Annotated in this window: 18 protein-coding genes; 14 read left to right on the top strand and 4 right to left on the bottom strand. The window is 71.7% G+C overall.

Going from position 1 to position 23,716, the window contains the following annotated elements; translation table 11 throughout:
• The first annotated feature begins 129 nt into the window (after positions 1 to 129).
• The 5 genes from ACFZDK_RS31630 (at position 130) to ACFZDK_RS31610 (ending at position 6,825) form a co-directional block, all read left to right on the top strand.
• On the top strand, positions 130 to 423 hold the full coding sequence (locus tag ACFZDK_RS31630; protein WP_046732584.1) for a DUF503 domain-containing protein: 294 nt from the start codon (positions 130 to 132) through the stop codon (positions 421 to 423).
• A gap of 46 nt (positions 424 to 469) precedes the next feature.
• On the top strand, positions 470 to 928 hold the full coding sequence (gene rbfA / locus ACFZDK_RS31625; protein ID WP_390977340.1) for a 30S ribosome-binding factor RbfA: 459 nt from the start codon (positions 470 to 472) through the stop codon (positions 926 to 928).
• The gene (gene truB / locus ACFZDK_RS31620) at positions 925 to 1,830 is read left to right on the top strand and encodes a tRNA pseudouridine(55) synthase TruB (RefSeq protein WP_390977339.1); all 906 of its coding nucleotides are present in this window, start codon (positions 925 to 927) and stop codon (positions 1,828 to 1,830) included. Before rbfA ends, truB begins: the two co-directional genes overlap by 4 nt.
• Before the next feature lie 248 nt (positions 1,831 to 2,078).
• Positions 2,079 to 5,756: a trypsin-like peptidase domain-containing protein gene (locus tag ACFZDK_RS31615; RefSeq protein WP_390977338.1), complete on the top strand. Its 3,678-nt coding sequence runs from the start codon at positions 2,079 to 2,081 to the stop codon at positions 5,754 to 5,756.
• Between the two features lie 118 nt (positions 5,757 to 5,874).
• Positions 5,875 to 6,825 carry a bifunctional riboflavin kinase/FAD synthetase gene (locus tag ACFZDK_RS31610; protein ID WP_390977337.1) on the top strand — a complete coding sequence of 317 codons (951 nt, stop codon included), beginning with the start codon at positions 5,875 to 5,877 and terminating at the stop codon, positions 6,823 to 6,825.
• A gap of 67 nt (positions 6,826 to 6,892) precedes the next feature.
• Here ACFZDK_RS31610 and ACFZDK_RS31605 read toward each other — a convergent pair whose 3' ends face one another.
• Positions 6,893 to 10,426, bottom strand: a complete 3,534-nt coding sequence (locus ACFZDK_RS31605) for an SCO5717 family growth-regulating ATPase (RefSeq protein WP_390977336.1) — start codon at positions 10,424 to 10,426, stop codon at positions 6,893 to 6,895.
• A gap of 554 nt (positions 10,427 to 10,980) precedes the next feature.
• Between ACFZDK_RS31605 and ACFZDK_RS31600 the strand changes: the two genes are divergently transcribed.
• Positions 10,981 to 12,441, top strand: a complete 1,461-nt coding sequence (locus tag ACFZDK_RS31600) for a PQQ-binding-like beta-propeller repeat protein (RefSeq protein ID WP_390977335.1) — start codon at positions 10,981 to 10,983, stop codon at positions 12,439 to 12,441.
• 57 nt (positions 12,442 to 12,498) lie between these two features.
• Here the strand turns inward: ACFZDK_RS31600 and ACFZDK_RS31595 are convergent, their stop codons facing one another.
• A complete protein-coding gene (locus tag ACFZDK_RS31595) occupies positions 12,499 to 12,792 on the bottom strand; it encodes a DUF397 domain-containing protein (protein WP_359216168.1) in 294 nt (97 codons plus the stop codon).
• Positions 12,793 to 13,058: 266 nt separating this feature from the next.
• Here ACFZDK_RS31595 and rpsO point away from each other — a divergent pair, with 266 nt between their 5' ends.
• The 5 genes from rpsO to ACFZDK_RS31570 all read left to right on the top strand — a co-directional run bounded on the left by rpsO (position 13,059) and on the right by ACFZDK_RS31570 (position 18,550).
• Complete coding sequence (rpsO, locus tag ACFZDK_RS31590; protein ID WP_033529274.1) at positions 13,059 to 13,346, top strand: 30S ribosomal protein S15; 288 nt, start codon at positions 13,059 to 13,061, stop codon at positions 13,344 to 13,346.
• A 358-nt stretch (positions 13,347 to 13,704) separates the two neighbouring features.
• Positions 13,705 to 15,927, top strand: a complete 2,223-nt coding sequence (locus tag ACFZDK_RS31585; RefSeq protein ID WP_390977334.1) for a polyribonucleotide nucleotidyltransferase — start codon at positions 13,705 to 13,707, stop codon at positions 15,925 to 15,927.
• A complete protein-coding gene (locus ACFZDK_RS31580; RefSeq protein ID WP_390977333.1) occupies positions 15,924 to 17,303 on the top strand; it encodes an insulinase family protein in 1,380 nt (459 codons plus the stop codon). The genes ACFZDK_RS31585 and ACFZDK_RS31580 overlap by 4 nt, the downstream gene beginning before the upstream one ends.
• Positions 17,304 to 17,329: 26 nt before the next feature.
• Complete coding sequence (gene dapB / locus ACFZDK_RS31575) at positions 17,330 to 18,082, top strand: 4-hydroxy-tetrahydrodipicolinate reductase (protein ID WP_390977332.1); 753 nt, start codon at positions 17,330 to 17,332, stop codon at positions 18,080 to 18,082.
• 15 nt (positions 18,083 to 18,097) lie between these two features.
• Positions 18,098 to 18,550 carry a hypothetical protein gene (locus ACFZDK_RS31570; RefSeq protein WP_390977331.1) on the top strand — a complete coding sequence of 151 codons (453 nt, stop codon included), beginning with the start codon at positions 18,098 to 18,100 and terminating at the stop codon, positions 18,548 to 18,550.
• A 45-nt stretch (positions 18,551 to 18,595) separates the two neighbouring features.
• On the opposite strand, the gene ACFZDK_RS31565 is transcribed toward ACFZDK_RS31570, so the two are convergent.
• Both ACFZDK_RS31565 and ACFZDK_RS31560 read right to left on the bottom strand, forming a co-directional pair.
• Positions 18,596 to 19,150 (bottom strand): hypothetical protein, encoded by a 555-nt coding sequence (locus ACFZDK_RS31565; RefSeq protein WP_390977330.1) that lies wholly within the window; start codon positions 19,148 to 19,150, stop codon positions 18,596 to 18,598.
• 93 nt (positions 19,151 to 19,243) lie between these two features.
• The gene (locus tag ACFZDK_RS31560; protein WP_390977329.1) at positions 19,244 to 19,480 is read right to left on the bottom strand and encodes a hypothetical protein; all 237 of its coding nucleotides are present in this window, start codon (positions 19,478 to 19,480) and stop codon (positions 19,244 to 19,246) included.
• A 201-nt stretch (positions 19,481 to 19,681) separates the two neighbouring features.
• Here ACFZDK_RS31560 and thyX point away from each other — a divergent pair, with 201 nt between their 5' ends.
• From thyX to ACFZDK_RS31545, 3 genes are all read left to right on the top strand, one after another.
• Positions 19,682 to 20,422 (top strand): FAD-dependent thymidylate synthase, encoded by a 741-nt coding sequence (gene thyX, locus ACFZDK_RS31555; RefSeq protein WP_390977328.1) that lies wholly within the window; start codon positions 19,682 to 19,684, stop codon positions 20,420 to 20,422.
• Between the two features lie 211 nt (positions 20,423 to 20,633).
• Complete coding sequence (dapA, locus tag ACFZDK_RS31550) at positions 20,634 to 21,533, top strand: 4-hydroxy-tetrahydrodipicolinate synthase (RefSeq protein WP_390977327.1); 900 nt, start codon at positions 20,634 to 20,636, stop codon at positions 21,531 to 21,533.
• A gap of 158 nt (positions 21,534 to 21,691) precedes the next feature.
• Positions 21,692 to 23,377 (top strand): RNase J family beta-CASP ribonuclease, encoded by a 1,686-nt coding sequence (locus tag ACFZDK_RS31545; protein WP_390977326.1) that lies wholly within the window; start codon positions 21,692 to 21,694, stop codon positions 23,375 to 23,377.
• Positions 23,378 to 23,716 lie beyond the last annotated feature (339 nt).

Raw genomic sequence — 23,716 nt, 5'->3', positions numbered from 1 at the left:
GGCGAAGGTCCGGGTCCGGGGCGGAGCCCCGTGACGACTGGGGAAAGTCGGTCGAGCCCCCGGCAGGGACGGGGTACCGTTCCTGACAGGGCCATCGATCCCGTACCGGCGGGTTAACCGGATACATACATGTACGTGGGGACCCTGTCCTTCGACCTCCTCCTCGGCGACATCCACTCGCTGAAGGAGAAGCGCTCCGTCGTCCGCCCGATCGTCGCCGAACTCCAGCGGAAGTACGCCGTGAGTGCCGCCGAGGTGGACCACCTGGACCTTCACCGCAGGGCCGGTATCGGCCTCGCCATGGTCTCCGGAGACGCCGCGCACCTGACCGACGTACTCGACCGGTGCGAACGGCTGGTCGCCGGCCGCCCCGAGGTGGAACTGCTGTCCGTGCGACGGCGATTCCACGGCGACGACGACTAGACCTGAGACTTGAGAACGACAAGAAGAAAGAACGGGAGACGGACCAGTGGCCGACAACGCGCGGGCTAAGAGGCTGGCGGACCTCATCCGAGAGGTGGTGGCCCAGAAGCTGCAGCGCGGGATCAAGGACCCGCGGCTCGGCACCCACGTCACCATCACGGACACCCGGGTCACAGGTGACCTCAGGGAGGCGACCGTCTTCTACACGGTGTACGGCGACGAGGAGGAGCGGAAGGCGGCCGCCGCCGGTCTGGAGAGCGCCAAGGGCATTCTCCGGTCCGAGGTCGGCCGCGCCGCCGGCGTGAAGTTCACGCCGACCCTCGCCTTCGTCGCGGACGCCCTCCCGGACACCGCCCGGAACATCGAGGACCTCCTCGACCGGGCGCGCCAGTCCGACGCGAAGGTCCGCGAGGCCTCCGCGGGCGCCGACTTCGCCGGGGACGCCGACCCGTACAAGAAGCCGGGCGAAGAGACGGCCGACGAGACGGACGACGCCACCGAATGACCAGCAAGCCCACCCCGCCCGACGGCCTTGTCATCGTCGACAAGCCGTCGGGCTTCACCTCGCACGACGTCGTCGCCAAGATGCGGGGCATCGCCCGCACCCGCCGTGTCGGGCACGCCGGCACCCTCGACCCCATGGCCACGGGCGTCCTCGTCCTCGGCATCGAGCGGGCGACCAAGCTCCTCGGGCACCTCGCCCTCACGGAGAAGGAGTACCTGGGGACCATCCGCCTCGGGCAGGACACGGTCACGGACGACGCCGAGGGCGAGATCACCTCGTCCACCGACGCCTCCAAGGTCACCCGTGAGGCCGTCGACGCCGGCATCGCCAAGCTGACCGGCGCCATCATGCAGGTGCCGTCCAAGGTCAGCGCCATCAAGATCGACGGTGTCCGGTCGTACAAGCGCGCCCGGGACGGCGAGGACTTCGACATCCCGGCCCGCCCGGTGACCGTCTTCTCCTTCGCCGTGTACGACATCCGGGACGCCGTCGCCGAGGACGGCACCCCCGTCCTCGACCTGGTCGTCTCGGTGGTCTGCTCCTCCGGCACCTACATCCGCGCCCTCGCCCGCGACCTCGGCGCGGACCTCGGCGTCGGCGGCCACCTCACCGCGCTGCGCCGGACGCGCGTCGGACCGTACAAGCTGGACTCCGCACGGACCCTCGACCAGCTCCAGCGGGAGCTGACCGTGATGCCGATCGCCGAGGCCGCCGGGGCCGCCTTCCGGCGCTGGGACGTCGACGCCAAGCGGGCCGGGCTGCTGCTCAACGGCGTACGCCTGGAGATGCCCGAGGAGTACGCGGACGCCGGTCCCGTCGCCGCGTTCGACCCCGAGGGCCGCTTCCTCGCGCTCGTCGAGGAGCAGAAGGGCAAGGCCAAGAGCCTCGCCGTCTTCGGCTGAACCACCCGGTGTGCCCGTGGAGCGGCGACCACGAGGTCTGGCGCCGCCGCCGCTCCACGGTCCCCCCTCGGTTCCCCCACCCCTAGGGTGTATCCACCCGCCCCGGGCTATTCACCCGACCGAGCAGGCGCTCGGAGTGAACCGGGGGAGCGGAGGGGGGCGCGTTCACCGCCCGCTCTGTCCCGCTGATCATTTCGCGCCTACGGTCGAAGACGAGGGCACGGGTGTACGGGCGGGGAGGTTCGATCATGGCGGTACGCGGCCCGCGGACCGGGAGCGGTCGCCGGACGGCGGACGCTCCGCGGGAGGCGCGGCAGGACACGGGCACGGGGCCGGACGAGCGACTGGTCCGGGTCCGCGACCTCGCCGGGCGCCCGCGCGGCACCGGCTTCCTGGCCGACCACCACGGGACGCTGATCACCAGCCACGAGGCCGTCGACGGCCTCGCCCGGATCGTGCTGCACGCGGCCGGCGGCCGCACCTGCGTGGTCGCCTCGGACGCGGTCACCCCGCTGCCCGCCCACGACCTCGCCCTGATCCGCACCGAAGGCCTCGGCGTGGACCCGCTCCCGATCACCGTGCGGGAGCGCATCCCCGCCGGCACCTACGTCCGCATCGCCGCCGACCGCTGGCGCGAGGCCCGGGTGCTGGCCGCGACCCAGGTGACCTACACCGCCACCGACCGCTTCCACCTCCTCGAGGACGCCCTGGAACTGGCGATCGGCACGGCGGGCCGCGACGCCCTGCGCCTGGGCGGCGGAGCGGCCGGCGGCCCGGTCCTGGACGCCGAGACCGGAGCCGTCCTCGCCGTCCTCGGCACAGCCCTCCAGTCCGGCCAGCGCGACGTCGGCTTCGCGGTCCCCCTCCACCACCCCGACAGCACCCCCCTGACCGACCTCCTCACCCGCAACGCCGCGACAGTCCCGGCCTACGGCCCCGACCTGAACCTGGCCGGCGTCCTGGAACTGACCGCCACATCAGTGGGCCAGGACGGCCCCCCGGGCACCCTGGCGGGTTACGTCGGCCGTGCAGTGCCCCGCACCGGAGCGCCCCAAAGGGGCGCGGGGCGTATCGATATGCGGCTCCGCCGCGTGGGCGCGACCAGCCACAACGCACCCGGAGCCCCCATCGCACCTTCCGTGGCACTCTCCGCGGAACACAACGACCCCGTGCAACCCGTGCAACCAGTCGAACGAGCGGCCATCTCAGAGGAACTGTCGGCCTTCGCCGAAGGCACCCGCACCGCACGCGCCACCGGGACCGTCCTTGCCCTGGTCGGCTCCCCGGGCACCGGCCGTACCACAGAACTCGCCGCACTCGCCGCCCGCCGCAACCGCGAAGCGACCCCCACCCTCTGGCTCCGCGGCGCCGACCTCAAGGACGCCGACGACTCCGTGGCCGACGCGGCCCGCCGCTCCCTGGAGCGCGCCGTGCGCATCGTCGCCGCCTCCCGCTCCCAGCTCCCCGGCGACCTCGGAGACCTCACCGTCGAACGGCTGGCCCGCCTCGCCGCCCGCGCCGGCCGCCCGCTCCTGCTCCTGCTGGACGGCCCCGAGGAGATGCCCCCCGTCCTCGCCCACCGGCTGCCGGCCTGGACCGCGGGCACCGCGGACTGGCTGCGCGACACCGGCGCCCGCCTCCTCCTGGCCTGCCGCGAGGAGTACTGGGAGCGCGCCGGCACCGAGTTCCCGCCCGACCTGCTGTACCAGGGCACCGATGAACCCTCATGCGTCCGGCTGACCGACCTCACCCCCGACGAGGCCCGCCGCGCCCGCTCCCGCTACGGCATCCCCGACGGCCTCCTCACCGACCGCGACGCCCGGCACCCGCTCGCCCTGCGCCTGCTCTCCGAGGTCCGCGCCGCCCTCCCGGGCGCCGACGCCCCGGCCGACGGCCCGCTCGACCGGCACGACGTCTTCGCCGCCCACCTCGACCTGATGTGCCTGCGCATCGCGGTCCGGCTGGCCGCCGAGAACGGCCTCCGTGGTACGGCCGTACGACGGCTCGCCGCCCGGGTCTCCGGCCAGGTGCACGAGGCCGCCCGGCGCAGCCTCGGCCCGGGGCAGGGGGAGCTGGACCGGGAGTCGTTCGAGGCGGTGTTCCCCTGGGGACCCGTCCCGGCCCACCTCGGCGCCGGCTCCGGCTGGGCCTCCGCCGTGCTCACCGAGGGCCTGCTGATGCCCGCCGGCGGCGGCTACCGCTTCGCCCACGAGGAGCTCGCCGACTGGATCCAGGGCATGCACCTGGACCTGGACGAGGCCCTGCACGCCCTCGTCCACCGCCCGCGCACCCCTCAGGGCGCCCACCCCCTGCCCGTCCCGCACCACCGGGTCGGCCCGGTCGTGCAGGCCCTGCTGCTCCTCGACCGCGAGTACGGCCCGTCCCAACTCGCTCCACGCCTGGACGAGTTGGCACACGCCCTGGACCTGGACCCCGGCTCCTGGTGGGCCGCGCGGCTGCTCGCCCAGACCCTGCTGCGGCTGCCCGACGTCACGCCGTACACCGGGGTGCTGCGCATGCTCGCCGACCGGGTCGTGGGTCGGCAACGCACCGCGCCCGCCGAGTTCGGACCGGACTTCTGGACCGCGCTCGCCCTCCCGGACGCCGAACGCTTCGATCTGCTGCGGCGGCTGGTGCTCGCGGACGAGCCGCTGCCGGAGACCGCGGGCGTCGGGCGCTTCGGCGCCCGGCCGGTGGCCGAGGAGGCCCAGGGCCGGGAGGAGCCGCGCTACCTGGACGCCGTCGCCCGGCTGCTCGCCGCCGACCCCGCCGTCGTACAGCCGTATCTCACCCGGTGGTTCGACGACGAGCGGCCGCTGCCCGCGATGCCGCACGCCACCGTCGCGACCGCGGCCCAGGCGCTGCTGCACACCCATCGGCGCCGGGCGCTGGACGACCTGACCGAGGTGCTGGTGGACGCGGCACACCGGCGCGGCGACGAACTGCTCGGCGTCCTCGCCGAGGACGAGCCGTCGGCGCTCTGCCGGGCCGTCGACCGCTGGGCGCACGACGAGCGCCCGGCCCGCCGGGTGGCCGCCGTGGCCTACGGGCTGCGCGCCGCCCCGCACGTCCGCAGCGCGCCCGACCGCGAACTCCTCCGCTACGCCGCGCTCGCCCTGCTCTCCCGCCCCGCCGACTGCACCCTGCACGGCGGCGCCCTCGCCCTCCTGGTCCGCGACCCGCGCACCCGCGCCCGCCATCTCGCGCAGGCGCTACGGCACTTCACCGCCGGCGACCTCCAGCTCACGCCCGCCGCCCTGGTCCCCGCCCTGGCCACCCACCCCGACGAGGTCCTGGAGGCCTTCCGCGTCCGGCTGCGCGGACCGGACGCCGGACCGGTGCTGCGCACCCTCGCCGAGGTCACCGTGCCCGCGCACGCCCAGCGGATCACCGAGATCGTCCTGGAGGCCGCCGAACTGCGGCCGGAGCTCGCCGGGCAGGTGGCCGGGTTCGTCGAACGCCGCCTCGACCGCGGCGCCGAGGCCCGTGCCGTACTCCTGCCGCTGGTCACCGGGCTGCTCGACGACGGCCCCGAGCCGGTGCGGGCCGCCCTCGCGACCGTGCTCGGCGCGGCCGGCCCCGCCGCCTCGCGCCCGCTGCGCCGGGAACTGCTGGAGTTCCTGCTCGCGCGTGAGCGCGACCCGGGCGTCCTGGACGCGCTGCTGCACGCGGCCGCCGCCCAGCGCGGGGAGGACGGCGACCAGATGCGGGAGCTGGTCCGGCGCACCGGGCTGCTGCTGGTCCGCACCCCGGACGGCGCGACCCGGTTCGACCGCGGACTGGTCGACCTCGGCCGGCACGTGCCCGGATTCGCCGCGCTGATGGCCCGCTGGCTCACCGACACCCCGGACGAATGGGCCGCGGTGGTCGGCCCGAGCACCCGGCGGATGCTGGGCAATCTGGCGGGCGTCCGGGTCCCCGCGTGACCGCGGACACGTGCGCCCGGTCACAGCGACCGTGCCGGTGTGAGCCGAGTGCGCCAAACATGGCACCCTTAGACCTGCGTAAGAGGGACAACGGACACAGGTTCGAGGAGCGGACACAGTGCAGCGCTGGCGTGGCTTGGAGGACATCCCCGAGGACTGGGGGCGCAGCGTCGTCACCATCGGTTCCTATGACGGGGTGCACCGCGGTCACCAGCTGATCATCCGGCATGCCGTGGACCGCGCCCGGGAGCTGGGCATCCCGGCCGTCGTCGTCACCTTCGACCCCCACCCCAGCGAGGTCGTCCGCCCCGGCAGCCACCCGCCGCTGCTCGCCCCGCACCACACCCGCGCCGAGCTGATGGCGGACCTGGGCGTGGACGCGGTGCTGATCCTGCCCTTCACCACCGAGTTCTCGAAGCTGTCGGCCGCCGACTTCGTGGTGAAGGTCCTGGTCGACAAGTTGCACGCCAAGGCGGTCGTCGAGGGCCCCAACTTCCGTTTCGGCCACAAGGCCGCGGGCAACGTGGAGTTCCTGATCGAGCAGGGCAAGGTGTACGACTTCGAGGTCGAGGTCGTCGACCTGTTCGTGCGCGGCGAGGCGGGCGGCGGCGAGCCGTTCTCCTCCACCCTGACCCGGCGCCTGGTCGCCGAGGGCGATCTCGCGGGCGCCCGCGAGATCCTGGGCCGCCCGCACCGGGTGGAGGGCGTGGTGGTCCGCGGCGCCCAGCGCGGCCGTGAGCTGGGCTTCCCCACCGCCAACGTGGAGACCCTCCCGCACACCGCCATCCCGGCCGACGGCGTCTACGCCGGCTATCTGCACGCCCAGGGCGAGATCATGCCCGCCGCGATCTCCGTCGGCACCAACCCGCAGTTCGACGGCACCGAGCGCACGGTGGAGGCGTACGCCATCGACCGCGTCGGCCTCGACCTGTACGGCCTGCACGTCGCCGTCGACTTCCTGGCCTACGTCCGCGGCCAGGCCAAGTTCGACTCCCTCGACGCCCTGCTGGAGCAGATGGCCGAGGACGTGAAGCGCTGCCGGGAACTGGTGGCGGCCGAGGACGCCTGACCTCCGGGTCTCCCACGCCGAAGGGCGGCCGGTGCGCTGACGCACCGGCCGCCCTTCGGCGTTTCGGCTACTGCTGCGGGGGCGGTCCCTGCGGGGGCTGCGGCTGCTGGGGCGGCTGCGGGGCCCCCGCCTGCTCGGGCGCGGGCGGCACGGGCTGACCGCCGGGCTGACCGGGCTGGCCCGGCTGCGGGAAGCCGTAGCCGCCGGGCGGCGGGGTCGGGGGAGCGACGGGCGGCTGGGCACCGGCCTGCGGGTAGCCGTATCCCGGCTGCGGCTGCGGCTGCGGCTGCGGGGGCTGCGTGGGATACGGCTGCTGTACCTGCGGGGGCTGCTGCGGCGGATAGGGCGGCTGGGCGGCGGCGGGCTGGGGCTGGCCGTAGAGCTCCTGCTGCGGCGGGTACGGCTGCTGCGGCTGGGGCGGCTGCTGCGGATACGGCTGTCCGGGCGCGTACGGCTGCGGCTGACCCGGCGCGTAGTGCTGCGGGCCGGGCTGGCCGGCGAAGGGCTGGCCGGGCATCGGCGGGGCGGCCACCGGCGGCGGGTTGCCGTCGCTGGTCCACAGGCCGTGCATCTGCTGGTGCCGTACGAAGTCCTCGGCGACCATCGCGGCGAGGTTGAAGTACGCCTCGCGCACCTTCGGCCGCATCATGTCGAGGTCCACCTCGGCACCGGCGGACAGATGCTCGTCGAAGGGGACGACCACGACACCCCGGCAGCGGGTCTCGAAGTGCGACACGATGTCCTCGACCTTGATCATCTTTCCGGTCTCGCGCACCCCGGAGATGACCGTGAGGGAGCGCGACACCAGGTCGGCGTAGCCGTGCGCGGACAGCCAGTCCAGGGTCGTACTCGCACTGCTCGCACCGTCCACCGACGGCGTCGAGATGATGATCAGCTGGTCGGCGAGGTCGAGCACCCCGCGCATGGCGCTGTAAAGCAGACCGGTACCGGAGTCGGTGAGGATGATCGGGTACTGCTTGCCGAGCACGTCGATCGCGCGCCGGTAGTCCTCGTCGTTGAACGTGGTCGAGACGGCCGGGTCGACGTCGTTGGCGATGATCTCCAGGCCGGACGAGGCCTGCGAGGTGAAGCGCCGGATGTCCATGTAGGAGTTGAGGTACGGGATCGCCTGGACCAGGTCACGGATGGTGGCCCCGGTCTCCCGGCGCACCCGGCGGCCGAGGGTGCCGGCGTCCGGGTTGGCGTCGATGGCGAGGATCTTGTCCTGGCGTTCGGTGGCGAGGGTCGAGCCGAGCGCGGTGGTCGTGGTGGTCTTGCCGACCCCGCCCTTGAGGCTGATCACCGCTATCCGGTAGCAGGACAGCACCGGCGTGCGGATCAGCTCCAGCTTCCGCTGCCGCTCGGCCTCCTCCTTCTTACCGCCGATCTTGAACCGTGAGGACGCGGCGGCGGGCCGGCCGCTCTTGGCCTTCTGCTTCTTGTTGTTGAGCAGCCGGTCGGACGACAGCTCCACGGCGGCGGTGTAACCGAGCGGCGCGGCACCGGGGTTGGTCATCTGCCGCTGGTCGTGCTGGATGGGCTGCGGCCAGGCCGCACCGGCACGGGGGTCGACCGGAGGCTGGGGGGCGTGCGGTGCCTGGGGCGGCGTCTGAGGTGCCTGGACCTCGTACTCGGGCCGGGGGGCCGGAGCGGGCTGGGCGGCGCGCGGGTCCTGGGGGGCCTGCGGCTGCTGGGGCGGTTGCGGTGCCTGCGGTGCCTGCGGTGCTTGCGGGAAGCCGTAGCCGCCGGGCTGGGCCGGGGGTACCGGGGGCTGCGCGGCGGGCTGGGGGAAGCCGTAGCCGGTGGGCGCGGGGGCCTGGGGCACGGGGGCGCCGGGGTAGCCGTAGCCGCCAGGTGCCTGCGGCGGGACGGGGGCGCCCGGCTGCGGGAAGCCGTAACCGCCCTGCGCGTCGGGCGCGGGGGGCTGCGGGGCCGGCGGCTGCTGCGGCGCGTACGGCTGGCCGGGCTGTGGGGGCGCGGGCTGGTGCCAGGCGGCGGGGGCGGGCTGCGGAGCCTGCGGCTGGAAGGGCTGCGGCGGCTCGGGCGCACCTGCGGGACCCTGCGCGGCGGTCGGCTGGGGCTGCGGCGGCCCCGGCGTGGGCTCGGGCGCCGCCGTCGGCCGGGCCGGCCACTGGGCGGCGGGCGCGGGGGCCGCGGGCTGGTACGACGGCGGCAACGGCGGCACCACCGCGGGCGGCGCCGGCGGTGCGGCCCAGGGGGTGGCCACGATGTCCTCGGGAGCCGGGGGCGCGTCCTGGGGCGCGGGAGCGGCGGGTACGGCGTCCTGGGGCGCGGGGGGCGCGTCCTCGGGCTCCGCGCTGCCCTCGGCGGCGACGGGGGCTACGCCATCGTCGGTCGCCGTGTCGGGCTCGTCGTCGGAGCTTTCCTCCTCCTCGCCGTCGACGACCGCGTCCTGGTGTTCGTCCTCGTCCTCGTCGTAGCCGTCGGCCGGGGCGGGCTCGTCCGTTTCGGCGGCGTCGAGGGAGACCTCCTCGTCGCTGTCCTCTGCGGCCTGCTCGTCCTCGGAGTCGATGACGTCGCCGGGGGCGTCGAGCGAGTCGGCCACGTCGGCCACGTCGACGGACGCGACCGGCTCGAGGGCCTCGGCCGCCTCCTCCACCTCGGCGTCCGCCGGGGGCACGACGACGTCGGCTTCCTCCTCCTCGACACGACCCTGCTCGGCGGCCTCGGCCATCTCACGCTTCAGCGCGACGGCGGAGAACCGCATCGTCGCCCCGCTCTCCAGGTCACCGTTGTCCGGCTCCGGCTCTGACACCAGGTCCGGCTCCGGCTCCGGCGCGGGCTCGGCTGCCTGCTCCTCGGCGGCAGGCCGCTGCGGCTCGAAACCGACCGGCAGCGTCGGCACGGCGGTAGGGCCGGCGACGGGCGCGGCGGGCGCGACGGGCTCGGCGACCGGCGCCGGCGGAGCGACCGGTGTCGGTGGTGCCACTGGCGCCGGCGCCGGCGGAGTGAAGGGCGCACTCGGCGCGGCGGCGGCCGGAGGCGTGAACGGCGCTCCGGGCGTCGTCGTAGGCGGCGGGGTGAAGGGTGCCCCCGGTGTTGACGTGGGCGCAGGAGTGAACGGCGCTGCGGGCGTTGACGCAGACGGCGGAGTGAACGGCACCCCGGGCGTCGAAGCGGGCGCCCCCGGCGCGGGAGCGGGCGGCTGCGTGAAAGGCGCACCCGGCGTCGAGGTAGGCGACGGAGTGAACGGCCCCGGCGCCCCACCCCCCTGCTGGGCATGCGGAGGGGGCGTCAGCCCGGGGATCGGCGCACCCGGCGGGAACGGTGAACGAGGATGACCGGCAGGCGTCGTACCGGAGCCGGGCGCACCCGCACCCGCACCCGCACCCGCATCAGCCCCCGGCCCACCGCCGGCCGCGCCGGTCCCGCCACCGGAATCCGCCGCATCCGCCCCCGGCCCGCCGGGACCGTCGACCGCACCCGGTCCAGGCCCCCCGGCCGCGTTCTGCGTGTACCAGGCGGGCGGGGCGTAGTCGATGGTGAACTCGCCCGTCATCTCGTTGAGGGACTCCGCGTCGGGCTGGTCATCGCCGGGTGTGGCCCAGCCCCCGCGCGTCCCGTCCCGATCGCTGCTCACAGTTCCTCCTGGTGTGGTCGAGCACCCTCATGCCGTGCCGGCGCGACGACCGTGTCGTGTCGTTCTCAGCATCCGTATTCGTGTGAGGTAGTCCGATCCACCGGCTCTCCCCCCGGGAGCACCGACGCCGTGTTCACGGTCCTGACGTCGCGCCCCCTCCCAGCCTAATCACCACGAGCCGCACCTCGGCAGGCCCGTCCGTCTCTCTCCGGACGTCCACCTGGTCACACGGTGCCCGGAAGTGGTGTGCACAGCCTTCCTCTTGCCGAACAAACCATGAACAAAACGGGCAAGAAACGCCAGTTCGGGCGTCGAGTCCGTGGTGAGGGCGGGGGATAGGGTGAGCGCGTGTTCGCGTGAGCACAGACGAACTGGCCCCGGAGAACGGGACATTGCGCGCGGATGCAACGGGGGACGGGGGAGTACGACGTGAGCACGGGCAAACGCCGCAGCCTTCCCGGAAGTTCTGCCGTACGCGTAGCGCGCAGCAGAGAAGAGAGGGAACGTTCGGCGTGAGCTTCGGCCCACCTCCATCCATTTACACCCAGTCCGCGTTGGCCGCCGACGGCGAGCGCAGGAAGCGGCGCAGGCGTCTGTTCGGCACGGTGGCGGCCGTCGTGGCCGTCGCGTTGGCCGCGGGCGGCGCGCTGTTGCTGTCCACGGGCGACGACACCCCGTCCGCCGCCGGGCGGACCGCCGCGCCCGCCGCGGACGAGATACGGCAGACCACCGAGAAGGCCCCGGCCTCGCCCGAGGGCCAGGTGGTGGTCGACCACTACGAGCAGGACCTCCCCAAGGAGAGCGCCCCCAGCCCGCGTTACGCGCCCGGCACCTGGGCCACCGGCAGGATCCTGGCCAAGGGCATCGGCACGAGGATCGTCGGCATCCGGATCGAACCCGGCACCGACGACACGGCCTGGACCCTCCAGCTCGACGGTCACCTCTGCGCCACCAGCGGTCATGTCACCGTCGACGGCCGTACCGCGGTCGTGGTGCAGCCGAGCAGCCGCAAGGGCACCAAGGACGCGGGCATCTGCGACGAGGTGGTCTTCGTCGACCTGAACACCGGCAAGAAGCTGTGGAGCGCGCGGATGCCCTCCGCCCGCGAGGCCTATGTGACCAACACGAACCTCACGCTGGCCAAGGGCGTCGTCGCCGTGGGCTGGGGGCACGGTTCGGTGGCGTACGACATGAAGAGCGGCCGGCGGCTCTGGAACAGCACGACCGGCGCCAAGTGCGTCGACAAGGGCTTCGCCGGCGGCGGCGCGCTGCTCGCGCTGGAGAGCTGCGGCGAGGGGTCCGACTCCACGTACCGGGTGCAGAGGCTCGACCCGCGCACCGGCCGGGCCCGCTGGACGTACAAGGTCGCCGCCGGTGTCCAGGACGTCTACCTCCCCTCCGCCGATCCGCCCGTCCTCGCGGTCGCGGCCGGCGACATCCTGGTGACCGACCTCATCACCCTCGACGGCGACGACGGCACCAAGCTCGCCACGATCTCCATGGGCGGTGACGCCTACGACCCCCGGTGCGGCGACCGCTACTTCTCGGCGGGCTTCTTCGGCGACCTGGAGAACTGCGACGGGGTGGTCGTCGGGCGCGACCAGGTCTTCGTCACCAGCAAGGAGCAGTCCGACATCGACCAGCCGGAGAACTGGATCGTCGCCTTCGACCGCACGACCGGCAAGACCGAGGGCAAGCTCGACGGGCGCTCCCTGGAGCCCGTCGTCCCGCTGCGGATGAGCGGCGACCGGCTGCTCGTCCTGCGCAGCAGCCTCAGCGACATCGAACCCTCCGCCGTGCTGAGCTGGGACCCGCGCACCGGCCGGCAGACCCCGTACCTGCTCTTCGGCCTCCCGTCCGACGAGCAGGGCGAGCTCGGCGACCCGACGCGGTCGGACATCGTGGTGGAACGGGGCCGGGTCTTCTTCGCCAAGCGGGAACTCGCCGCCGACGACAAGCACCCCAAGGACGCCGTGCTGTCCGTGCTCGGCATCGGCGGCGCCGGGAACAGCTGACCGGCGGGCCGGGTCCGGCCGGGGCGGCACCCGCGCGTGCCGCCCCACGTCCGCCGGCTACTGGGCGGCGAGGCCCCCGTTGCGCTCGTTCGGCTCCAGGTCGAACTCCCCGTCCCGCGCGCCCAGCACGAACGCCGTCCACTCCGCCTCCGTGTACCGCAGCACGGTGTCCGGGTCGAGGGACGACCGCATGGCCACCGCCCCCTCCGGCAGATAGGCGATCTCGACCCGCTCCTCGTCCTGCTCGGTACCGGGCGCGCAGTGCCACTCGACGCCCGAGATGTCGAGCGCGTAGAGCTCGTCCCGTTCCCGCTCCTTGCGCGCCTTCATCTCCTCAGCCGTCTCGCTCATCCCGCAGCGACCCCTTCCCGACGTACGTAGGCTGTGACGGTCACACTACTGGCGGTCGTATCGGCTCGTCGGGGCTTGTGGATCCCCGGTCGGAGCCGTCCACCGGCACTGGTACCCTGGACGACGGCCGTTTGTGTACGCACCTCCGGAATCCCCAGCGGACCCCGGAGGCAGCGCCCAGCGGACCTCGCCACCCGAGTAGTGGAAGCTTCCCCGCGATGAAGACCGGGGGCGCTCGGTGGCCACTCACAGCCTGAGGAGTACGCGTGTCGCTCGACGCCGCCACGAAGAAGCAGATCATCTCGGAGTTCGGTACCAAGGAGGGTGACACCGGCTCCCCGGAGGTCCAGGTCGCCATGCTCTCGCGCCGGATCTCCGACCTGACGGAGCACCTCAAGACCCACAAGCACGACCACCACTCCCGCCGTGGTCTGCTGATCCTGGTCGGTCAGCGCCGTCGCCTCCTGCAGTACCTGGCGAAGAAGGACATCCAGCGCTTCCGTACGCTGGTCGACCGCCTGGGCATCCGCCGTGGTGCGGCGGGCGCCAAGTAAGACGCCGTGAAGGGAGCGGTTCCCGGAGACACCCGGGACCGCTCCCTTTGCCGTACGTGCTGCAAACAGTGCCGGGCGTACTACCGCACGCACTGCGGTACGTGCGGAAACGTGCGGAGTGTCACTCACGCTTTGTAGTGTGGTAGCACAACGCAGTACGGACGACACAGCACGACAACGAACTAGGAGAAGCGCACCCAAGCCGCCGCCGGTCCTCGGTAGTGGCCCCCGGGGGGAAGCGAGCCCCGGGTGCTTCGATCGAAGACCGGCCCGCACGACCGGCGCGCTTCTCCGCCACCGTCCCCCTGCCACACGGGCAGGGAGTGACGAAAGACGACAAGTAACGGAGAAAACGCTAGTGGAGAACGAGACCCACTACGCCGAGGCCGTCATCGACAACGGCGCCTTCGGCACCCGCACCATCCGCTTCGAGACGGGCCGCCTGGCCAAGCAGGCCGCCGGCTCCGCCGTGGCGTACCTGGACGACGACACCATGGTGCTGTCGGCCACCACCGCCTCCAAGAACCCCAAGGACCAGCTCGACTTCTTCCCCCTCACGGTGGACGTCGAGGAGCGGATGTACGCCGCCGGCAAGATCCCGGGTTCCTTCTTCCGCCGTGAAGGCCGGCCGAGCGAGGACGCGATCCTCACCTGCCGTCTGATCGACCGCCCGCTGCGCCCGTCCTTCAAGAAGGGCCTGCGCAACGAGATCCAGGTCGTCGCCACCATCATGGCGCTCAACCCCGACCACCTGTACGACGTCGTCGCGATCAACGCCGCGTCCGCGTCCACCCAGCTGGCCGGCCTGCCCTTCTCCGGCCCGATCGGCGGCGTCCGCGTCGCGCTGATCAACGGCCAGTGGGTCGCCTTCCCGACGCACTCCGAGCTCGAGGACGCCGTCTTCGACATGGTGGTCGCCGGTCGCGCCCTGGAGGACGGCGACGTCGCGATCATGATGGTCGAGGCCGAGGCCACCGACAAGACCATCCAGCTGGTCAAGGGCGGCGCCGAGGCGCCCACCGAGGAGGTCGTCGCCGCCGGTCTGGAGGCCGCGAAGCCCTTCATCAAGGTCCTCTGCAAGGCGCAGGCCGACCTCGCCGCGAAGGCCGCCAAGCCGACCGGCGAGTTCCCGATCTTCCTCGACTACCAGGACGACGTCCTGGAGGCGCTGTCCGCCGCAGTCCGCCCGGAGCTGGCCTCCGCGCTGACCATCGCGGGCAAGCAGGAGCGCGAGGCCGAGCTGGACCGCGTCAAGGGTCTCGCCGCCGAGAAGCTGCTCCCGGAGTTCGAGGGCCGCGAGAAGGAGATCTCCGCCGCGTACCGCTCGCTCACCAAGCAGCTGGTCCGCGAGCGCGTGATCAAGGAGAAGAAGCGCATCGACGGCCGCGGTGTCACGGACATCCGTACGCTCGCCGCCGAGGTCGAGGCAATCCCGCGGGTGCACGGTTCCGCGGTGTTCGAGCGTGGCGAGACCCAGATCCTGGGCGTCACCACCCTCAACATGCTCCGGATGGAGCAGCAGCTGGACACCCTCTCCCCGGTGACCCGCAAGCGCTACATGCACAACTACAACTTCCCGCCGTACTCCACCGGCGAGACCGGCCGCGTCGGCTCCCCGAAGCGCCGCGAGATCGGCCACGGCGCCCTCGCCGAGCGCGCCCTCGTGCCGGTCCTGCCGACGCGCGAGGAGTTCCCCTACGCGATCCGCCAGGTCTCCGAGGCCCTGAGCTCCAACGGCTCGACGTCCATGGGCTCGGTCTGCGCCTCCACCATGTCGCTGCTGAACGCCGGTGTGCCGCTGAAGGCTCCCGTCGCCGGTATCGCCATGGGCCTGATCTCCCAGGACATCGACGGCGAGACGCACTACGTCACCCTCACCGACATCCTCGGTGCGGAGGACGCCTTCGGTGACATGGACTTCAAGGTCGCCGGCACCAAGGAGTTCGTGACCGCCCTCCAGCTCGACACCAAGCTGGACGGCATCCCGGCCTCCGTCCTGGCCGCGGCCCTGAAGCAGGCCCGTGACGCCCGCCTCCACATCCTCGACGTGATGATGGAAGCGATCGACACCCCGGACGAGATGTCCCCCAACGCCCCGCGGATCATCACCGTCAAGATCCCCGTGGACAAGATCGGCGAGGTCATCGGCCCCAAGGGCAAGATGATCAACCAGATCCAGGAGGACACCGGCGCCGAGATCACCATCGAGGACGACGGCACCATCTACATCGGTGCCGCCGACGGCCCGTCCGCCGAGGCCGCCCGTACGACCATCAACGGCATCGCCAACCCGACGATGCCCGAGGTCGGCGAGCGCTACCTGGGTACGGTCGTGAAGACGACCACCTTCGGTGCGTTCGTCTCCCTGCTGCCCGGCAAGGACGGTCTGCTGCACATCTCGCAGATCCGCAAGCTGGCCGGCGGCAAGCGCGTGGAGAACGTCGAGGACGTCCTCGGTGTGGGCCAGAAGGTCCAGGTCGAGATCGCCGAGATCGACTCCCGCGGCAAGCTCTCCCTCATCCCCGTGATCGAGGGCGAGGAAGGCTCCGACGAGGACGCGAAGGACGACACCGACAAGTGACGTCGAGCAGCTCTACGACGACGGCCCGCACCTCCTCGGAGGCGCGGGCCGTCGCCCGTACCCAAACCCTGATCAAGGGCGAGAACGGCATCGGCACGGTCCGCAAGACCACCCTCCCCGGCGGCCTGCGCATCGTCACCGAGACCCTGCCCTCGGTCCGCTCCGCGACCTTCGGCATCTGGGCCCACGTCGGCTCCCGCGACGAGACCCCCGCCCTGAACGGCGCCACCCACTACCTGGAGCACCTGCTCTTCAAGGGCACCACGCGCCGCTCCGCCCTGGACATCTCCTCCGCCATCGACGCGGTCGGCGGCGAGATGAACGCGTTCACGGCGAAGGAGTACACGTGCTACTACGCGCGCGTGCTCGACACCGACCTGCCGCTCGCCATCGACGTCGTCTGCGACATGCTGACGGGCTCGCTGATCCTCGAAGACGACGTCAACGTCGAGCGGGGCGCGATCCTCGAAGAGATCGCCATGACCGAGGACGACCCCGGCGACTGCGTGCACGACCTGTTCGCGCACACCATGTTCGGCGACAACGCCCTCGGCCGCCCGGTTCTCGGCACCGTCGACACCGTCAACGCCCTCACCGCCGACCGCATCCGCCGCTTCTACAAGAAGCACTATGACCCCACCCACCTGGTGGTCGCCGCGGCCGGCAACATCGACCACAACAAGGTCGTACGCCAGGTCCGCGCCGCCTTCGAGAAGGCCGGCGCCTTCAAGACGGCGGCGGCCGCCCCCATCGCCCCCCGCGACGGCAGCCGTACGATCCGCACCGCGGGCCGTGTCGAACTCCTCGGCCGCAAGACCGAGCAGGCGCACGTCGTCCTCGGCATGCCCGGTCTCGCCCGCACCGACGACCGCCGCTGGGCGCTCGGCGTGCTCAACACCGCCCTCGGCGGCGGCATGTCCTCCCGGCTCTTCCAGGAAGTCCGCGAGAAGCGCGGCCTGGCCTACAGCGTGTACTCGTACACCTCCGGCTTCGCCGACTGCGGCCTGTTCGGCGTCTACGCCGGCTGCCGCCCCTCGCAGGTGCACGACGTGCTCAAGATCTGCCGGGACGAACTCGACCAGGTCGCCGAGAACGGCCTGCCGGACGACGAGATCGGCCGTGCCATCGGCCAGCTCCAGGGCTCCACGGTCCTCGGCCTGGAGGACACCGGCGCGCTGATGAACCGTATCGGCAAGAGCGAGCTGTGCTGGGGCGAGCAGATGTCCGTCGACGACATGCTGGCCCGGATAGCGGCGGTGACCCCGGACGAGGTCCGCTCGGTCGCCCGCGAGATCCTGGGACAGCGCCCCTCGCTGTCGGTCATCGGGCCGCTCAAGGACAAACAGGCCGCACGCCTGCACGACGCCGTCGCCTGACACCCCACCGGTAAGGAACGAAGAAGATGAGCAAGCTGCGCGTGGCGGTCCTCGGCGCCCAGGGCCGGATCGGCTCCGAGGCGGTCAAGGCCGTCGAGGCCGCCGAGGACATGGAGCTGGTCGCCGCCCTCGGCCGGGGCGACAAGCTGGAGGCGCTGGCCGAGTCCGGCGCCCAGGTCGCCGTCGAACTCACCACCCCCGCCTCGGTCATGGGCAACCTCGACTTCTGCGTGCGCCACGGCATCCACGCGGTCGTCGGCACGACGGGCTGGACCGACGAACGCCTCGCGCAGCTGACGGGCTGGCTCGCCCAGTCCCCGGAGACCGGCGTGCTCATCGCCCCGAACTTCTCCATCGGCGCCGTGCTGACGATGAAGTTCGCGCAGATCGCCGCGCCCTACTTCGAGTCGGTGGAGGTCGTCGAGCTCCACCACCCGAACAAGGTGGACGCGCCGAGCGGCACGGCCACCCGCACCGCTCAGCTCATCGCCGAGGCCCGCCGGGCGGCCGGCACCGCCCCGGCCCCGGACGCCACGGTGACCGCCCTGGACGGCGCCCGGGGAGCCAGCGTCGACGGCATCCCGGTCCACGCGGTCCGCCTCCGCGGCCTCCTCGCCCACCAGGAGGTCCTCCTCGGCGGCGAGGGCGAGACCCTCACCATCCGCCACGACTCCCTCCACCACAGCAGCTTCATGCCGGGCATCCTGCTCGGCGCCCGCCGCGTGGTCACCACTCCGGGCCTGACCTTCGGCCTGGAGAACTTCCTCGACCTGGGCTGATACGAGACCTCTGACATGCGCGCGAAGATCTCCTACGCCATCACGGCCGCCGTCCTGCTCTTCTACTTCGTCCTGGTCGGCAGCCGTGGCGTGATGCTCATCCAGACCGGCACGCTCCTCACCGTCACCTTCGGCGTCGCGGTGCTGATCCTGCCGGTCATCGGCCTCTGGTTCCTCTGGAAGAACACCCAGTTCGTCCGCAAGGCCAACGCCCTCGCCACCGAGCTCGACGCCGAGGGCGGCCTGCCCGTGGACGAGCTCAAGCGCACCCCCGGCGGCCGGATCGACCGGGACTCCGCCGACGAGGTCTTCGCCAAGCGCAAGGCCGAGACCGAGGCCGCCCCCGACGACTGGCGCAGCTGGTTCCGCCTCGCCGTCGCCTACCACGACGCCCGCGACACCCCGCGCGCCCGCAAGGCGATGCAGCGCGCCATCGCCCTGCACGACGGCAGGTCACTGGAGGCCTGAGCGGCAGCGCCGCACACGGCACATCGCGGCAACCCTCCAGCGGAGCTAACCGCGCCCGTACTCCGAGGCCCACGCCTCCACCGCGTCCGCCGCGAGGTCGAAGGCCGACGAGCGGCCCACGAAATCCATCCCGTGCGTGGTCAGCAGCGGCGCGATGTCCTCCGCCGACCGGTCCTTGCGTACGAGGGTCAGCGCCTGCCCCTGGACCGTGCGCGGCAGCCCCAGCCAGCGCACGGGCTGCTGTGCCGTACGCACCGCGACGACCCGCTTCCAGGGCACGGTCCGCGTGTACAGCAGGCCCACCTGGCGCACTCCGTGCGCGCTCACCCACACACCCATGCGCAGTATCCGCAGCGCGGCGGCGATGATCAGCAGCGCGATGCCGAGAACCGCCCCGGCGGAGGACAGCGAACTGGTCAGGGCCAGCGCGACCGCCGCGAACAGCACGAACGAGGCGAGCAGCAGCCACAGGGCGGCCCCGCCCACACGCCACGGTCCGGGCCGGTAGGGGCGCCGCCAGCGCTCCCGGTCGTCGAAGGGCAGCGCGGTGTCGGGTGCCGCGTCAAAGGTGCGGTCGGCCGTCAGGAAGGGCAGGGGCACGGCTGGTCGTCCTCACTCAATCCATGCGTAGGCTGTGCCCGGTGAGGCTATCCGGCCATGTCCCCGCTCACCACTCACGGGGGGCTGGAAGAGTCAGTGCCCCTGGGAGGCCTGTGACTGCTGGGTCTGCGTGTCGGAGGGCGTGGACAGCGCCGGCATGGCGAGGACCAGGGAGCCCACGAGCCCGGCCACGAGGGTGAGCCCGAGCAGCCACCGCCCGGCTATCTGTCCGGCGGACGCCCGCTGACGGGGTGGGGGAGCGACATTGCTGCGGAACCTGTCGGCTTCGGCGAGGAAGGCGAACGGGACGGGTTCGCGCCGACGGAGCATGGTGGTGCTTCTCCTCTCGGGGATCGAAAGAATGTCTGTCATCTACACAGACGGGCGAGTGCCCCCAAAGGTGCCCGGTTTCGCCGAATTCACAGAAATTCGCCGCCGTATGTCGCGCCCCGGTACCGAACGCCCCGATGTCAGTGCCGGGCCGTAGAGTGGGCGCCGCCCGAGAGAAGTGATGGAAGGACCCTCCGAGCCGTGACCGACACCCCCGCCGACGACCTCAAGCCCAGCTTCCGCAGCGAAGTCACCGTCGACCTGGTCAAGCACAGCGCGGCCGACTCCGACGTGCTGTGGGCCGCCCGCGTCTCCACCGCCGGCGAGCAGTCCCTGGACGAGCTGAAGAAGGACCCGGAGCGCTCCAAGGGCCTGATCAACTACCTGATGCGGGACCGGCACGGCAGCCCCTTCGAGCACAACTCGATGACCTTCTTCATCAGCGCCCCGATCTTCGTCTTCCGCGAGTTCATGCGGCACCGCGTGGGCTGGTCCTACAACGAGGAGAGCGGCCGCTACCGCGAGCTCCAGCCCGTCTTCTACGTCCCCGGCGAGTCCCGCAAGCTCGTCCAGGAGGGCCGCCCGGGCAAGTACGTCTTCGTCGAGGGCACCCAGACCCAGCAGGAACTCGTCGGCCGGGTGATGGAGGACTCCTACCGGCAGGCGTACGAGGCCTACCAGGAGATGCTCGCCGCCGGTGTCGCCCGCGAGGTCGCCCGCGCGGTACTCCCCGTCGGGCTCTTCTCCTCCATGTACGCCACCTGCAACGCCCGCTCGCTGATGCACTTCCTCGGGCTGCGCACCCAGCACGAGCTGGCCAAGGTGCCGTCCTTCCCGCAGCGGGAGATCGAGATGGTGGGCGAGAAGATGGAGGCGGAGTGGGCCAGGCTCATGCCGCTCACCCACGCCGCCTTCAACGCCAACGGCCGTGTCGCGCCGTAACCCGGCCTTCTGCTCGCGCTCGGCACAGATGTACGGATCAGCCTCCTGAGGTGTCCGTATTGCGGCATTTAGCGAAGTTCATCTAGCCTGATCAAACGGACCCGGCACTGCTTGAACCCCCGAGCAGGCAGTGCCGGGCTCCGCATTTGTCCGGACTTTCCCCGCACCCCAAGGGCAGACCGCGTCGTGAGCACCGAGTAGCGTGTAACCCATGGCTCCGACCTCCACTCCGCAGACCCCCTTCGGGCGGGTCCTCACCGCCATGGTCACGCCCTTCACGGCGGACGGCGCACTCGACCTCGACGGCGCGCAGCGGCTCGCAACCCACCTGGTGGACGCAGGCAACGACGGCCTGATCATCAACGGCACCACCGGTGAGTCGCCCACCACCAGCGACGCGGAGAAATCGGAGCTGGTACGAGCGGTACTGGAGGCGGTCGGCGACCGCGCCCACGTCGTCGCCGGCGTCGGCACCAACGACACGCACCACAGCATCGAGCTGGCCCGCCAGGCCGAGCGCGACGGCGCCCACGGCCTGCTGGTCGTCACGCCGTACTACAACAAGCCCCCGCAGGAGGGCCTGTACCGGCACTTCACGGCCGTCGCCGACGCCGCCGGGCTGCCCGTCATGCTCTACGACATCCCCGGCCGCAGCGGCGTCCCGATCAACACCGAGACGCTCGTCCGCCTCGCCGAGCACCCGAGGATCGTCGCCAACAAGGACGCCAAGGGCGACCTGGGCCGCGCTAGCTGGGCCATCGCGCGGTCCGGCCTGGCCTGGTACTCCGGCGACGACATGCTCAACCTGCCGCTGCTCTCCGTGGGTGCCGTCGGCTTCGTCTCGGTCGTCGGCCACCTGGTCACCCCCGACCTGCGGGCGCTCGTCGACGCCTACACCTCGGGTGACGTCGTCAAGGCCGCCGAGATCCACCAGAAGCTGCTCCCGGTCTACACCGGCATGTTCCGCACCCAGGGCGTCATGACCACCAAGGCCGCGCTCGCCCTCCAGGGACTGCCCGCCGGGCCCCTGCGCGCCCCGATGGTCGAATGTTCGGCCGAGGAGATCGCCCAGCTCAAGATCGATCTTGCTGCTGGCGGGGTACAGATCTGACACAGACTTCGCGCGGCTGTCCGCGCAGCAAGGCTTCACAACTGAATAAGCGGGACCACCGGTGTGCCCGCACCCACACAACGACAACTGCTTATGCACGAACGTCACGCACGCCACGTGCCCGACCGGTACGTGGCGTGCGTGGTGAGGAGAGTCTTTTGAGTCATCCGCATCCTGAACTCGCCCCGCCGCCGAAGCTCCCCGAAGGCGCCCTGCGGGTCACCCCGCTCGGCGGCCTCGGCGAGATCGGCCGAAACATGACCGTCTTCGAGTACGGCGGCCGCCTGCTGATCGTCGACTGCGGAGTGCTCTTCCCCGAGGAGGAGCAGCCCGGAATCGACCTGATCCTGCCGGACTTCTCGTCCATCCGGGACCGCCTCGACGATGTCGAGGGCATCGTCCTCACGCACGGCCACGAGGACCACATCGGCGGCGTCCCCTTCCTGCTCCGCGAGAAGCCGGACATCCCGCTGATCGGCTCCAAGCTGACCCTCGCTCTCATCGAGGCCAAGCTCCAGGAGCACCGTATCCGCCCCTACACCCTGGAAGTGGCGGAGGGCCAGCGCGAGCGCGTCGGTCCCTTCGACTGCGAGTTCATCGCCGTCAACCACTCCATCCCGGACGCCCTCGCCGTGGCCATCCGGACCCCCGCCGGCATGGCCGTCCACACCGGCGACTTCAAGATGGACCAGCTTCCGCTGGACAACCGTCTGACAGATCTACACGCGTTCGCACGGCTGAGCGAGGAAGGCATCGACCTCCTCCTGGCCGACTCGACCAACGCCGAGGTACCGGGCTTCGTCCCGCCCGAGCGCGACATCACGAACGTCCTGCGCCAGGTCTTCGCCGGAGCCCGCAAGCGGATCATCGTGGCGAGCTTCGCCAGCCACGTCCACCGCATCCAGCAGATTCTGGACACGGCTCACGAGTACGGCCGCCGGGTCGCCTTCGTCGGCCGCTCCATGGTCCGCAACATGGGCATCGCCAGGGACCTCGGCTACCTCAAGGTGCCGCCGGGTCTGGTGGTCGACGTCAAGACGCTCGACGACCTCCCCGACCACGAGGTGGTCCTGGTCTGCACGGGCTCCCAGGGCGAGCCGATGGCGGCGCTGTCCCGGATGGCCAACCGCGACCACCAGATCCGCATCGTCGAGGGCGACACGGTCATCCTGGCCTCGTCGCTCATCCCCGGAAACGAGAACGCGGTCTACCGCGTCATCAACGGCCTGACCCGCTGGGGCGCCAACGTCGTCCACAAGGGCAACGCCAAGGTGCACGTCTCCGGCCACGCCTCCGCCGGCGAGCTGCTGTACTTCTACAACATCTGCCGGCCGAAGAACCTGATGCCGGTCCACGGCGAATGGCGGCACCTGCGCGCCAACGCCGAACTCGGTGCCCTCACCGGCGTCCCGCACGACCGCATCGTCATCGCCGAGGACGGAGTCGTCGTCGACCTCGTCGGCGGCAAGGCGAAGATCTCCGGCAAGGTCCAGGCGGGCTACGTGTACGTCGACGGCCTCTCCGTCGGGGACGTCGGCGAACCGGCCCTGAAGGACCGCAAGATCCTCGGCGACGAGGGCATCATCTCGGTCTTCGTGGTCGTCGACTCGTCCACCGGCAAGATCACGGGCGGTCCCCATGTCCAGGCCCGCGGCTCCGGCATCGACGACTCGGCGTTCGCCGACGTCGTCCCCAAGATCTCGGAAGTCCTGGAGCGCTCGGCCCAGGACGGCGTCGTGGAACCCCACCAGCTGCAGCAACTCATCCGCAGGACCCTCGGCAAGTGGGTCTCGGACACGTATCGGCGCAGGCCGATGATCCTCCCGGTGGTCGTGGAGGTCTGACCACCCGGAGCGGGGTCCGTCGATTTGCATCGAGGGACCCCGCTCCAGTACGTTTACGGCTCCGCCCGACCGGGAACCCCAGTGCTTCATGGGCTGGATCCGGTCCCCCCGGACCGGGTGGAAATTCCGACTCAGAACTTCTGATAAAGTCGGAACCGCCGGAAAGGGAAACGCGAGAGCGGAAACCTGGAAAGCGCCGAGGAAATCGGATCGGAAAACGGTCTGATAGAGTCGGAAACGCAAGACCGAAGGGAAGCCCGGAGGAAAGCCCGAGAGGGTGAGTACAAAGGAAGCGACCGTTCCTTGAGAACTCAACAGCGTGCCAAAAGTCAACGCCAG

Source organism: Streptomyces sp. NPDC007901 (assembly GCF_042959465.1).
GTDB lineage: Bacteria > Actinomycetota > Actinomycetes > Streptomycetales > Streptomycetaceae > Streptomyces.
This window is presented reverse-complemented; position numbering and strand designations above follow the sequence as displayed.

Coding starts and splice junctions, on each gene's coding strand:
- ACFZDK_RS31630 (WP_046732584.1), top strand. CDS start 130: ATGTACGTGGGGACCCTGTCCTTCGACCTCCTCCTCGGCGACATCCAC.
- truB (WP_390977339.1), top strand. CDS start 925: ATGACCAGCAAGCCCACCCCGCCCGACGGCCTTGTCATCGTCGACAAG.
- ACFZDK_RS31615 (WP_390977338.1), top strand. CDS start 2,079: ATGGCGGTACGCGGCCCGCGGACCGGGAGCGGTCGCCGGACGGCGGAC.
- ACFZDK_RS31595 (WP_359216168.1), bottom strand. CDS start 12,792: ATGAGCGAGACGGCTGAGGAGATGAAGGCGCGCAAGGAGCGGGAACGG.
- dapB (WP_390977332.1), top strand. CDS start 17,330: ATGAGCAAGCTGCGCGTGGCGGTCCTCGGCGCCCAGGGCCGGATCGGC.
- ACFZDK_RS31570 (WP_390977331.1), top strand. CDS start 18,098: ATGCGCGCGAAGATCTCCTACGCCATCACGGCCGCCGTCCTGCTCTTC.
- ACFZDK_RS31560 (WP_390977329.1), bottom strand. CDS start 19,480: ATGCTCCGTCGGCGCGAACCCGTCCCGTTCGCCTTCCTCGCCGAAGCC.
- dapA (WP_390977327.1), top strand. CDS start 20,634: ATGGCTCCGACCTCCACTCCGCAGACCCCCTTCGGGCGGGTCCTCACC.